The following is a 12,244-nucleotide window of genomic DNA, read 5'->3' as shown; positions in this document are numbered from 1 at the left end:
GCCCGAAGAGGCTGGGAATGCCATGAATCGCTCACGTTTCGTCTCCGATGATCTCACAGATGCGGTCGTGCACCTCGGTGCCTCCGGCGACGAGCATGGGTCTCGGCGCAGCGGTGCCGAGCCGGGAGACACGGCCGCCGGCTTCGGAGACGAGCAGAGCACCCGCAGCATGGTCCCAGGGCTTGAGTCCTCGCTCGAAGTAGCCGTCGAGCCTCCCGGCCGCCACATAGGACAGATCGAGCGCCGCAGAACCCGAGCGGCGCAGGTCGCGGGCCATCGGCATCACTCGACGCACCGTGGCGAGGTCGCCGTCGTGGGTGGCGGGGTCGTAACCGAAGCCGGTGCCCAGGAGCGCTCCCGCCGGAGTCGAGCCGTTGACCGCGAGCCGCTGGTCGCCGAGCCACGCGCCGTGCTCGCGAGCCGCCGTGAAAAGCTCGTCGGCGGCCGGGGCGTACACCGCACCCGCGAGTGCCTGCCAGCGGTCGGGATCGGCGCCGCCTCGCACTGCCGCGATGCTCACCGCGTACATCGGGGTGCCGTAGGCGTAGTTGACGGTGCCGTCGATGGGATCGACCACCCAGGTGACGCCTGTCTCCCCCGCGGTGGGCTCGGACTCCTCGCCGAAGAATCCGTCTCCGGGGCGCGCCGCCCGCAGACGATCCTGGATCAGCTCCTCGACCTCTCGATCCGCCTCCGTCACGATGTCGGCGATCGACGACTTGGTGGCCGCCAGGTGCACGCCCTCGGCTCGACGTCGGCGTGCGAGTTCGCCCGCTTCCCTCGCGATCTCAGACGCGAGGTCGCGCAACTCGGTCTCGACGCTCACTGCGGAGGCGCGGGCGGAGCCGGCGGGTACGTGCCCGGAGCTGACGGTGCAGGGGGAACCGGCGGTACGCCCGGTGTCTGAACGGCAGGCGCCGGAGGCGCGGGCGGCGGCGTGGGCGAGCCCGCCTCGGGCGCCTGCGGGTAGCTCGCGACAGGGAAGGCCTGCGGCGCGGCGACCGGGAGCTGCTGCTGCGGCGGCGGCATCACCGACGGGCGACCCGTGTAGTACGCGTTCCAATCGGGCGATCCGTCGGGCAGCACGGGGAGCGGTGTCACGCCGTCGGCGTAGGTGGGCCACGCCGGGGCCGCAGAGGCGATCTGCGGCGCGCGCGTCTTCTTCGGAGCGAACAGCGCGTTGAGGAGCGGGATGAGCGTGGTTCCGACCGCCGCGAGGATCGTCAGCGCCACGACGATGCGCCAATAGAGCTCGCCGTACTCGAACGTGTGCGGGAAGGTGAGGAAGAACACCAGCATCCCGACGAGTCCACCGAGGAACACCAGGGTCGCGATGTAGATGATGCGGGTGAACGTGGTGCGGTGACGCTGAGCGGCCGGCGTGAACAGGCGGACGTGCAGCAGCGCCAGCTGCAGGATGCCGACCACGAGAATCAGCTGGAAGAAGCGCTCGGCGCCCGTGAAGTACACGTCGTCTTCAGGGAGCCAGATCTTTACCGCTCCGACGAGCAGCGCGACGATCCAGGTCACCATGCTGGCGAGCGCCAGCCAATCCGGTCGGTTCGGCGCGAGACTCGCCTCGAGGATCGCGATGCCCGCGAAGCCAGCGAGCAGCAGGATCGTGAGGAACGCCCGCCCGATCAGACCGTCCTGGTCTCCGATCAGCACCCAGATGACGCAGACGAGCGCTGCGGCGATCAGCGCACCGATCGCGATCCAGATCGCCCCTCGGATGAGGAGGGACAGATTCTTCTTCTCGGCCAGCGCCTGCGGCGGCTGGGCGATCTCCGGCTGGGACATCGCATTCCTCTCGTTGTGCGGCGTTGCGTTCATCCTTGCACGAGGCTCGTCCGACGCGCGGTGGCCGGACACGATGAGCGAGGAATCCCCCTGATCGTCGTTCTGTGGAGAAGGGGTCAGCGCGCGGGGCGCGACGACGCGGCGGCGAATGCGGCGATGCGGGCCCGTGCATCGGGGGTCTCCATCGCCGCGCCGATGGAGCGCGCCTCTTCGCTGAGCTGCTCGGCGAAGGAGCGCTCCGGCTGCGAGCGCACCAGACGCTTGGCCTGCCCGTACGCCTCTGCGGCTCCGGCGAGCCAGAACCGCGCGATCTCCTCGGCGCGCGCTCGGACGAGCGCGGCCTCCCCCGCGGCATCCTCGCCAGGCACCGCCTCCGCGACGAGCCCCCAGTCGACGGCCTCCTCCGCGGTGAGCAGTCGATCCTGGAGCACCAGCTGCAGTGCCCGGCGCTGGCCGACCGCGCGGGCGAGCTGGGCCGACACGGACAGGTCGGGGGTGAGACCGATGTTCGCGTACAGGCTGCCGATGCGCGAACGAGAGCCCACCACCGCGTAGTCACCGCTCAGCAGAATGCCGAGTCCGCCACCGGCCGTCGTGCCGTGCGCGGCGACCACCACGGGCACGGAGGATTCGGTGAGTGAGCGGATGCCGCTGTTGATGACCTCGGCGAGCGCTGAGATGTCGGCGCCGGCCCCGGCGGTCGTGGCCATCTCGATGACGTCGCCGCCGGCGCAGAACGACGGGCCCGCCGCGTCGATGAGGATCGCCTTCACATCGTCGCGATCGACGGCCTCGGCGGTGGAGTCGCGCCACGCGTGCGCGAGCTCCGCGTTGAAGGCGTTCAGCCGCTCCGGGCGGTTGAGGGTGAGCCGCGCCAGCCCTCCATCGACGACGGACAGGATGACATCGCTCATGGCTTCTCCTTCGAGCACAGGACGTATGCCCCCAGGCTAACCGCGATCAGGCGGCCCCCACACGCGCGCCGCGAACGCCTCCATCCGACGCCGCGTGCCGTCGAGCCGGAAGTCGACCTGCCCCACCGCCCGGACCTCGTTGGGAGCGAGCGGATGCGCGAGCCGCACGTTGTCATGGCAGGAGAGGTCGGCGCAGATGTACGTGCCGACGGAGTCACCGCGCGCGCCCTCGTCGCCGGTTCGGCGAGCGGCGAACAGGGCGACCTGGTTGCCCGGCTGCATCGTGTGGCAGATGTTGCACATCCCCGAGCGGGTGCGCCCCGGCTCCGAGACCCGCAGCACCACACCGGCGACGGCTCCCTCGTGCTGCACGAGGAGGTATCCGCGGCGCCCGGCACCGGGGTCGCGCCAGGCGAAGAAGTCGAGGTAGTCCCAGTCGATAAGCAGGAAGTCGTGCGGCATCTCCATCACGCGCAGTTCGTCCGGGTCGGCGTTGACGAAGGACGCACGGACGTCTGCCTCGGTGAGCGCTCGCATCCGCCCAGTCTAGGCAGACAGCCGGGAGGCGGCTCCGCTGCGGACCGAGCCGGGAGCCGGGCACCGGGGCGGCTCGTCGGCGTTCACCGGGCTGCGCGTTGCATCGCCTGATCGGCCTCGGACACGATGTCGAGCATGGCGGCGGCCGCCGCGTCGGCATCACCGCTCGCGACGGCGAAGGCGACGTCGCGATGCCACTTCACGGCGTTCTGATCGGCGATGTGAGGCATGAGGTCATGCTCGGTGCGCCCACGCAGCACCGCCTCGACCGTGTCGCCGAGGGCCGCGAGCATCGCGTTGCCCGACGCATCGAGCAGCAGGCGGTGAAAGCGCACATCCGCCGCGAGATAGCGCTCGCGGTCGGCCTCGTGGTCCTCCTGTGCCATCTCCACGACCAAGGAGACGAGCTCGACCTTCTGTGCTGAGGTCGCGCCACCGGCGGCGAGCCGGGCGGCCAGCGGTTCGATCGCCGAGCGGAGCTGGCTCAGCTCGCGCAGCTGCTCGTCGCGGCCGGGTCCGTCGAGTCGCCAGGCGATGACCTCCGGTGAGTAGACGTTCCAGTCGGTGCGAGGGCGCACCTCGACGCCGGACTTCCGACGAACCCAGACCAGACCGAGCGATTCGAGCACGCGCACTGCCTCTCGAGCGGCGGATCGCGACACCCCCCGCTGCTCGGCGATCTCGATCGTGAGCATGCGCGAGCCGGGCGCGTACAGACCGTCGACGATGGCTCGACCGAGCTCATCGACGAGGGAGTCATGCAGCGGGCTGCCGTGACGCGGAGCAGTCATATGTCGAGTATGCCCGCCGACCTACCGTGAGACAGCACATCACCGCCTCTGAAGGCAAATCATGCCCAACATGAGCCTCGAGCATGCTTATTATGTACGACGTAAAGCCGTTCGCCCGGATCAAGGAAGCTCATGGCACTCACACCGTTCACACGCACGCTCGCGGCCGCCGTCTCCGACGCCGCCCCCGACCGCCCAGCCGGTCAGCTCATCGTCGCCGCCGTCCTCGGGATCGCGGTGATCGTGATCCTCATCACCTGGATGAAGCTGCACCCGTTCCTCTCGCTCACCATCGGCGCCCTCGCCACCGGCGCGATCGCTGGTATGGACATCGGCGCATCGGTGACGAGCTTCTCGACCGGCTTCGGCTCGACCATGGGCGGAGTCGGCATCCTCATCGCCCTCGGCGCGATCTACGGCAAGCTGCTGGCCGACTCCGGTGGTGCCGACCGGATCGTCGACACCCTCGTCTCCCGGGCGAGCGCTCGCTCGCTCCCCTGGGTCATGGGCCTCATCGGTGCCGTCATCGGCCTGCCGATGTTCTTCGAGGTCGGCCTCGTGCTGCTCGTCCCGGTGATCATCCTCGTCGCCCGGCGATCGGGCCAGTCGCTCATGCGCATCGCGATCCCGACCCTCGCCGGACTCTCCGCGATGCACGGCCTCGTACCGCCGCACCCCGGCCCCCTCGCCGCCATCGACGCCCTCGGCGCGAACCTCGGCCTGACCCTCGCGTTCGGCGTCATCGTCGCCATCCCCGCCGTGATCATCTCCGGCCCGCTGTTCGCGCGGTTCGCCGCCCGCTGGGTCGACGTCCCTGTGCCCGAGCTGTTCGTCTCCGCCGAGGACTCGGGCGATGAGCCGACTCGTCGGCCGTCGTTCGGCGCCACTCTCATCAGCATCCTGCTTCCCGTGTTCCTCATGCTCGCCAAGGCGATCGCCGACATCGTGGCCGCCAGGTCCGACGCACCCTGGAAGGTCGCCCTCGACTTCCTCGGCACCCCCGTCATCGCCCTGCTGATCGCCGTCATCGCCGGCTTCTTCATCCTCGGCCGCGGAGCCGGGTTCACCCGCGAGAAGGTCAACGGCATCGTCGGCTCGTCGCTCGGACCGATCGCCGGCATCCTGCTCATCGTGGGCGCCGGCGGCGGTTTCAAGCAGGTGCTCGTCGACACCGGCATCGGCGAGGTCATCGCGCAGTTCGTCTCGGGATCCTCGGTGTCGGTGCTGATCCTGGCGTGGCTCGTGGCGGTCGTGATCCGCATCGCGACGGGTTCGGCGACGGTCGCGACGATCACCGCCGCCGGCATCCTGCAGCCGCTCACCGAGACGCTGGACTCCCCCATGGTCGCCCTGCTGGTGCTGGCCATCGGCTCGGGCTCCGTGTTCCTCTCGCACGTCAACGATGCCGGGTTCTGGCTCATCAAGGAGTACTTCGGCCTCAGCATCCCGCAGACCCTGAAATCGTGGACCGTGCTCGAGTGCCTCATCTCGGTGACCGGCCTCGCCGGCACCCTCCTGCTGAGCCTGGTGGTGTGACCGTGATGACCTCGCAGGCCCCCGTGCTCGTCTTCATGGGCGTCGCCGGCACCGGCAAGTCCACCGTCGCCGCGATGCTCTCGGGCCGGCTCGGCTGGACGTTCGAAGAAGGCGACGACCTGCACCCCGAGGCGAACGTGCAGAAGATGGCCTCCGGCCACCCGCTCACCGACGACGATCGCTGGCCGTGGCTCGACCGCATCGCCGAGTGGATCGACGAGCGCATCGCCGCAGGTGAGCCGGGCATCATCACGTGCTCGGCGCTGAAGCGCAGCTATCGCGACGTGCTGCGTCGCGAGGCCGTGACGTTCGTGCACTTCGCTGGCGACCGCGAGCTGATCCTGGAGCGGATGCTGCGCCGCCAGGGCCACTTCATGCCGACGACGCTGCTCGACTCGCAGTTCGCCACGCTGGAGCCGCTGGACGCGGACGAGAAGGCCATCGAGGTGCGGATCGACGAGACGCCGCAGCAGCAGACCGCCGAGATCGCCACTCGCCTGCGTCTGCTCGCCGACTACTGACCGGCGAGTGGGCCCTACCCTTCGCATCACCGAACCAGCGAAGGCGCGCGAGCTCATGACGCACGGAGAAGGGCGGGGACCTGTCGGTCCCCGCCCTTCTCCGTTCGCGGAGCGATCAGTTCTTGAAGGCGTCCTTGACGTTCTCGCCGGCCTTCTTGGCATCGGCCTTGACCTGGTCGGCCTTGCCCTCGGCTTCGAGCTTGTCGTTGTCGGTCAGCTTGCCGACGGTCTCCTTCGCCTTGCCGGCGATGTCCTGAGCGGCGTTCTTGATCTTGTCGTCGAGTCCCATGATGCTTCCCTTCGTGATGGTGATGGTGAATGCTGACGGCGAGATGGTCTCTCGTCGTCCTATCGCCGGCCTGTGAGGCGCCGACGATAAGTCTGTGAGGTGTCAGCCGCGAGCCTTGTCGATGGCCTTGCGCACCTTCTTGGATGCCTTCTCCGCGGCCTTTCGGCGGCGCTTGCGCTCCTTCGGGTCGTTCCAGATCCGCACGAGCTGGTGCCTGACGCTCTCGCGGTTCTTGATCTCGGGCCGTGAGACCCGGGACCCGATCGCGAAGGCGAGGAAGGCGATGATACCGATGACGATGATGCGGTTGCGCATGATGTGCTCCTCTGCTCGTGGGGTGGTCGGATCAGGATAGTCGGCGCTGATCGTGGGCGAGCCGAGCGCGGAGACCGGTATGGATCGACACGTACGTGGCCGTCTCGCGTCCGGTGAGGGTGGCGAGGTTGGTGAGCAGCCGGTCGAGGTGATCGATCAGATCACGCGGATCCGTGTTCTGCCGCGGAGTGACCGCCACGTGCAGCACGGGCTCGCGGTTGATGTCGTTGGCCGTGACGCTGGTCGACAGGATCTCGTCGCGGTTGGCGAGCGAGTTCTTGACGGCATCCGAGACGAAGGACTCCGTGACGGTGACGCGACCGAGCGGGTTCTGCGATCCGCTGGAGCGCAGGGCCGTCTTCGACCGGCGGCCGGCCACGCTGGTGAGGGCGAGGATGAGCAGCACGATCACGATCAGGATGGCGACCACGGCCCCGATGGCGACCCAGGAGGCCTTGCCACCGGCGACGGACGTCGCGGCGAACGCCTGGTCGAGCCACGACTCGGAGTTCTTGCCGGCCTCTTTCCAGATCTCGTCTGCGGTCGGCCAGCTCATGATGGCGATGCCGACGACACCGAGGGCCAGGAACAGGAGTCCGATGATGAGCAGCAGAATGCGGTTCAGCGCACGATTCGTGTTGTTCACAGCTCGTCATCCTCTTGGGTCGGGCGTTCGATGCGCACGCGGGTGCGGACGCTGCGGGTGAGGCGGTAGGTCTCGATCTCGGCCTCGGCGGCCGACTGCACGGCCGCCTTGTCGACCGGGATGCCGACGCCGGGGCGCACGGTCACGTCGACGCTGCGGTGTCCGACGCCGACGGTCACGTCGTCGCGGGCGAGTCCCGTCTCTTCGGCGAGATGCTGAGCGAGGGCGCTCGCGATCACGCCGTTGTCGACGACCACGGCACGGTCGCCCGCGTCGATGGTGTGTCGGGAGAGCCTGCCCGGCGTCACGGCCAGCCAGATGAAGACGAGACCGATGACGGCCAGCACGACGCTGCCGGCGATGACGAGCCCTGCAGGCTGGGCGGTCGGCAGTCCGACGAGCCACCCGGCCGCCGCGGCCGGACCGAGCAGGAGCGCGGGCTGTGCCAGGAGGCTCAGCACGATCTCGAGACCGATGTACGCCAGGGCGAGGATGAGGAGGATGACCGCGACGAACATCGCGACGGTGCGCGGTGAGTGGGTCTCGCGTCGCACGACGCGACGCAGTGCCGGGCTGGTCATCGTACTCGCTTCCTTTCGGGGATGGTCGCTCCGGTGATGGTCAACGCGATGCGGCTGACCTCGCGACCGAGGATGCCGGTGAGGCGGTGCTGCAGTTGTTCCTGCAGCTCTCGGGCGCGTTCGAGGACGGGTGTGGTCTGGGAGATCGCGACGGTGTCGTCGAGATCCGGGACGGGCAGCGGGCTGGAGATGCGAAGTGCGATCCCCTTGCCGCGCTCGATGACATCGGCCTTCACGTCACTGCGGGAGACGCCGATCAGCGACGCGGAGGCCTGCTCCACGACGGTGCGATAGACGCGTTCCCGCACGTTGACGCGGCCGGGAATGGCCTCCCCGCCGGTGGCGGGCCCCGAAGGGCCGCCACCGGCGATGACGTTCTGGTCGACGGTCATCAGGAGGTACGCCGCCCGGTGAAGACGTCGGCGAGGCTGCGGACGTCGAGCTTGCCGGATGCGATGCGCCCCACGACAGCTCCGATGCCTGCCAGCACGGCCACGAGGAGGAATCCCCAGAATCCGAACGCCAGCGCGGCGAGCGCCAGGAGAGCACCGATCAGGGCGCCGGTGGTGGTGGGGCTCATGAGACGCGCGACTCCTCGGTCTCAGCGGAGTCGTCGCCGGGGACGTGCACGTCGTTGACCTCGACGTTGACCTCGACGACCTCGAGGCCGACGAGACGCGTGATCGCACCCGCGACGGCGGCACGGACGTTGTTGGCGACTTCCTGGATGGGGGCCGGGTACTCGACCACGATGGTGATGTCGGCGGCGGCCTGGGTCTCGCCGACCTCGACCTTCACACCCTGCGCGAGGTCGGTGGCGTTGATGACGTCGCGGATCGCGCCGAAAGCACGGGCTCCGCCGCCACCGAGCGCGAACACACCGGGGATCTCACGGGCCGCGATACCGGCGACCTTCGCGACGACGCCGTCGGCGATCGTCGTGGTGCCTGCGGCATCCACATCGGCCGGGACTCGCGACGTCGAGAACGACGACGAGCGGTCGACGCGCGGCGCGGGGGTGACCGCGGCGGTGGTGTCAGCCAGCTCCTTCTCGGCGGGGCTGGTGGAGGTGTTCTTCTGGTCCTGCGTTGCCATGACGAGTCCTATCTGTATCGACGACCGGCCGATCCCTGAGGGGTGTCGCCGGGAGCGTGTGTGTCGCTCATAGATAGGACGCGCGAGGTGCGCGAATCGTCACAAAGAAGTTCGAAGTATTTTCGGGATGCTGAGGCGACCGTTCGGAGTGCGGGGATCGCTCCCCGCACTCCGCCGTCGCATCAGTCCTGTGCCGCGGCCCGGCTGCGGCGGCGCGACCTGCTCACGAGGGCAGCGCCGCCGGTCACGAGCAGGGCCAGCGCGACGAGAACCGTCGCGGTGGGGAACTCTGCACCCGTGGCTGCGAGAGGGTCTGTCGGCGTCGATCCGTCCGCTCCCGGTGCGGCGACACCGCCGCCGGTGCCGCCCGACGGCGCCCCGGGTTCGGACGGATCGACAGGGTCGACGGGGTCGACGGGGTCGACAGGATCGACAGGATCGACAGGATCGACAGGATCGACAGGATCGACAGGGTCGACGGGGTCGATCGCCAGCGCGACGGGTGCGCTCTCCACGGCGGCGGCGTCGAGCGCCGTGACGACCCACGTCTCCTCGCCCGCACGGGTCGCGGACGACTCGGCCTCGGGAATCGTGAAGCCCGGGTCTGCCGCTTCCCCTGCCCAGACGGTGCCGACGAGAGTGCCGCTCGCCGCGACGACCTGCTCCGGCGTGCCGCTACCGCGGTAGATCGCGTACTGCCGCGTTGCTTCGGCATCGCCCGCGCGCCACGTCAACCGATCGCCGTCGAGCCGGAGATCGGTCGGTGTGGCGACCGTCCCCTCCGACAGCCACGGCTTGGCGGGAACCAGGGTCGGGTGCCCGAACGCCTCGCCGCGGAGCAGGTCGATCGCGGTGTTCTTCGCCTGGTGCCTCGGTTGCTGGTCGGTCGGCAGCGCTGCGATGTCGCTCGGCTGCATGTCGTTGTAGCTGAAGAGCACGCTGCCGTCGATCCCCTCGAGCTTCTGATCGAAGCGGATCTGGTTCGGCACCTCCTCGGGGTTCATCCAGGCGGCCTCCCACCCGCCGTTGTTCACGTGCTTGTAGAGAGCGTGACCGACGTAGACCTGCGTGCGGCTGCCGGCCGCCACATCGCTCCACCACCGGGCGAGCTCGCCGTACGGAGCTGCGGCCTGGTCGAAGCTCCAGTAGATCTGGGGCGTGACGTAGTCGATCAGCTCGTCCTGCACCCAGGCGCGGGTGTCGGCGAAGACGGCATTGCTATAGGTCTGCGACGATGCGATCGGTGTGTGCGAGCCGGCTGGGTTCAGCGCTTCGTGCTCCCAGATGCCGAACGGGCTGATCCCGAGCTGCACCGCTGTGCCGGCATCCGCATTGTGCGCGTCGATGACGTCGCCGACCCGGGTCACGAGACCGGTGATATTGTCGCGTCGCCACTCCTCGATGCCTTCGGAGCTGTCCGCGTACCCCGCGGTCAGGCCGAATTCCTCGAACGTCGCACGGTCTTCGCCGGCCGAGCCGAAGAAGACGTTCACGCCGTCGACCGTGATGCGGTACGGGTAGAAGTAGTCGTCGAAATGGATCGCGTCGATGTCGTAGTTCTCGACGATCTCGGCGACGGAGTCCGCGACGAACGCCGGCACCTCGGGCTGACCGGGGTCGAGGAAGAGCTTCTCCTCGAACGACAGCACCCAGTCCGGATGCTGCACGGCGAAGTTGTCGTCGGCGAGGATGCCCGCCTCGTTGAGGGCGGCGATGTACTCGGGAATGCTCAGTGCGGTGACCTCGTCAGCCGTGAGGCCGAGCGCCGTGAGAGTGGCCGGCGCGGTCATCTTCGTGTTCGTCACCCGGTACGGATTCAGCCAGGCGTGGAACTCCATGCCGCGCGCGTGGGTCGCGTCGACCATTCGCTGCAGCGGGTCGTAGCCGGGATCGGCACCCTGGGTGCCGGTGAGGAATTCGGACCAGGGGTTGAGCGTCGACGGATAATAGGCGTCGAGCAGCGGCCTGACCTGGAAGATCACGGCGTTCATGTTCCACGCGGCGAAGTCGTCGAGCACCGTCGCGTACTTCGCATCGAAGTCCGCGGCATCGGTCGGCTTCCCGAAGTTGAGGTTGCCGATCGTGCCGACCCACGCGCTCGAGAAGCGCCTGTTCTCGGGCTCGAGACCCGTCGGGATCGTGACCTGCTCGCCCGAGCCGGGGTAGGTCTCCACGGGCGTCGTGCTGTACCCGTATGTGCCGTCGGCGTTCGCGACGTAGGTGGTCAGAGGCTCTTCGTCCTCGGCTGCCGCCGCGACGGCGGCGGGCGCGGTCAGCGCGAGCAGCGCCGCTGCAGCGATCGCGATGGGTCTTCTCTTCATCGAGTGCTCCTGATAAGTCTGAAAGTTGTTTTCAGGACCAGGCGACGTCCTGAAAGTTTCTATCACTCTGACACATGCCCTCGGAGAGCACCAGGGTCGCCCTCGTCGAGGCCCGAGGGAAAACCTGCGAGACGTGCAGTGCCATTCCTGTCTCGACTCCTGTAGTCCCGGCGACGCGTCTACAGAGTTTGAGCCGACCTTGCCCCCGAGATCCGCGGGATTCCGCCGATCTGCGGCGGCGAGGCCGGAACCCCGGGCTCGCGCGTGGACATACCGAAGCGAAATCCACCCCTACCTGGAGGAGCTTCCATGTCACGACCACTCCGTGCCGCACCAGCGGCCCTGCTCACCGCACTCGCCATCGCCGCGCTCGCCATCGCCATACCGAGCCCCGCAGTCGCGGCATCCGACTCCGCCGTGTGCACGGTCGGCGGAGTGCCCGTCGCCGAGGGCGAGTCCGTCCCCACCGACATCCCCGCCATCGTCTCGTGCTTCGACACGGTCGCAGAGGCCGAGCAGTTCATCGAGGCCGGCGCGCCGGGCGACTACGAACAGCTCTACCCGAGCAGCACGTCTGCACGGGCGAACGTCGCCGCCGCCGCGACGGTCATGGTCGGCAAGATCTGGACGGGGACGTCACGCACGGGCTCCGTTCTGATCCACTGGGGATCCGGCGGCGGATGCTACGGAACCAGCTACGGATTCCCGAGCCTGGCGTCGGGATGGAACAACAACGTCCGCTCCGCAGAGGGCTTCAACAACTGCTGGTCGTCGCAGTACGACGGAGCGAGCTACACGGGAACGGTCGTGACGTGCACGCCCTACTGCAACTCGCTCGGTGCCCTCGCGGCGAAGACCTCGTCGATCGTCTACCGCCCGGTGGGCACCTTCGGGTGAG

16 protein-coding genes are annotated in these 12,244 nt (G+C 68.7%); 3 read left to right on the top strand and 13 right to left on the bottom strand.

Going from position 1 to position 12,244, the window contains the following annotated elements; all coding sequences use genetic code 11:
- Window positions 1–31: 31 nt before the first annotated feature.
- The 5 genes from FSY98_RS12145 to FSY98_RS12125 form a co-directional block, all read right to left on the bottom strand.
- Window positions 32–826 carry an inositol monophosphatase family protein gene (locus FSY98_RS12145; protein WP_144876939.1) on the bottom strand — a complete coding sequence of 265 codons (795 nt, stop codon included), beginning with the start codon at window positions 824–826 and terminating at the stop codon, window positions 32–34.
- A complete protein-coding gene (locus FSY98_RS12140) occupies window positions 823–1,800 on the bottom strand; it encodes a hypothetical protein (RefSeq protein WP_144876938.1) in 978 nt (325 codons plus the stop codon). The genes FSY98_RS12145 and FSY98_RS12140 overlap by 4 nt, the downstream gene beginning before the upstream one ends.
- Before the next feature lie 116 nt (window positions 1,801–1,916).
- Window positions 1,917–2,714 carry an enoyl-CoA hydratase/isomerase family protein gene (locus tag FSY98_RS12135; RefSeq protein ID WP_144876937.1) on the bottom strand — a complete coding sequence of 266 codons (798 nt, stop codon included), beginning with the start codon at window positions 2,712–2,714 and terminating at the stop codon, window positions 1,917–1,919.
- 36 nt (window positions 2,715–2,750) lie between these two features.
- Window positions 2,751–3,251: an FBP domain-containing protein gene (locus FSY98_RS12130; protein WP_144876936.1), complete on the bottom strand. Its 501-nt coding sequence runs from the start codon at window positions 3,249–3,251 to the stop codon at window positions 2,751–2,753.
- Between the two features lie 83 nt (window positions 3,252–3,334).
- A complete protein-coding gene (locus tag FSY98_RS12125; protein ID WP_144876935.1) occupies window positions 3,335–4,042 on the bottom strand; it encodes a FadR/GntR family transcriptional regulator in 708 nt (235 codons plus the stop codon).
- A gap of 132 nt (window positions 4,043–4,174) precedes the next feature.
- Here FSY98_RS12125 and FSY98_RS12120 point away from each other — a divergent pair, with 132 nt between their 5' ends.
- Complete coding sequence (locus tag FSY98_RS12120; RefSeq protein ID WP_144876934.1) at window positions 4,175–5,578, top strand: GntP family permease; 1,404 nt, start codon at window positions 4,175–4,177, stop codon at window positions 5,576–5,578.
- Window positions 5,579–5,583: 5 nt separating this feature from the next.
- Complete coding sequence (locus FSY98_RS12115) at window positions 5,584–6,099, top strand: gluconokinase (RefSeq protein WP_144877711.1); 516 nt, start codon at window positions 5,584–5,586, stop codon at window positions 6,097–6,099.
- Between the two features lie 115 nt (window positions 6,100–6,214).
- Here FSY98_RS12115 and FSY98_RS12110 read toward each other — a convergent pair whose 3' ends face one another.
- From FSY98_RS12110 to FSY98_RS12075, 8 genes are all read right to left on the bottom strand, one after another.
- Window positions 6,215–6,388: a CsbD family protein gene (locus FSY98_RS12110; protein WP_144876933.1), complete on the bottom strand. Its 174-nt coding sequence runs from the start codon at window positions 6,386–6,388 to the stop codon at window positions 6,215–6,217.
- A 102-nt stretch (window positions 6,389–6,490) separates the two neighbouring features.
- Entirely contained in the window at window positions 6,491–6,703 is a 213-nt protein-coding gene (locus FSY98_RS12105) for a hypothetical protein (RefSeq protein ID WP_144876932.1), read from the bottom strand.
- Window positions 6,704–6,734: 31 nt separating this feature from the next.
- Window positions 6,735–7,349: a hypothetical protein gene (locus FSY98_RS12100; protein ID WP_144876931.1), complete on the bottom strand. Its 615-nt coding sequence runs from the start codon at window positions 7,347–7,349 to the stop codon at window positions 6,735–6,737.
- Window positions 7,346–7,930 carry a DUF6286 domain-containing protein gene (locus FSY98_RS12095; RefSeq protein ID WP_144876930.1) on the bottom strand — a complete coding sequence of 195 codons (585 nt, stop codon included), beginning with the start codon at window positions 7,928–7,930 and terminating at the stop codon, window positions 7,346–7,348. The genes FSY98_RS12100 and FSY98_RS12095 overlap by 4 nt, the downstream gene beginning before the upstream one ends.
- Window positions 7,927–8,322: a hypothetical protein gene (locus FSY98_RS12090; protein WP_144876929.1), complete on the bottom strand. Its 396-nt coding sequence runs from the start codon at window positions 8,320–8,322 to the stop codon at window positions 7,927–7,929. The genes FSY98_RS12095 and FSY98_RS12090 overlap by 4 nt, the downstream gene beginning before the upstream one ends.
- On the bottom strand, window positions 8,322–8,510 hold the full coding sequence (locus tag FSY98_RS12085; RefSeq protein WP_144876928.1) for a DUF2273 domain-containing protein: 189 nt from the start codon (window positions 8,508–8,510) through the stop codon (window positions 8,322–8,324). Before FSY98_RS12085 ends, FSY98_RS12090 begins: the two co-directional genes overlap by 1 nt.
- Window positions 8,507–9,025 (bottom strand): Asp23/Gls24 family envelope stress response protein, encoded by a 519-nt coding sequence (locus FSY98_RS12080; protein ID WP_186307668.1) that lies wholly within the window; start codon window positions 9,023–9,025, stop codon window positions 8,507–8,509. Before FSY98_RS12080 ends, FSY98_RS12085 begins: the two co-directional genes overlap by 4 nt.
- Window positions 9,026–9,207: 182 nt before the next feature.
- Window positions 9,208–11,346, bottom strand: a complete 2,139-nt coding sequence (locus FSY98_RS12075) for a glycoside hydrolase family 10 protein (RefSeq protein ID WP_144876927.1) — start codon at window positions 11,344–11,346, stop codon at window positions 9,208–9,210.
- A gap of 309 nt (window positions 11,347–11,655) precedes the next feature.
- Between FSY98_RS12075 and FSY98_RS12070 the strand changes: the two genes are divergently transcribed.
- Complete coding sequence (locus tag FSY98_RS12070; protein ID WP_144876926.1) at window positions 11,656–12,243, top strand: hypothetical protein; 588 nt, start codon at window positions 11,656–11,658, stop codon at window positions 12,241–12,243.
- The last annotated feature ends 1 nt before the right edge of the window (window position 12,244 follow it).

This window comes from Microbacterium sp. 1.5R, assembly GCF_007667425.1.
Classification (GTDB): domain Bacteria; phylum Actinomycetota; class Actinomycetes; order Actinomycetales; family Microbacteriaceae; genus Microbacterium.
The sequence above is the reverse complement of the archived record's forward strand: the minus strand, read 5'-3'. Positions and strand labels throughout refer to the sequence as shown.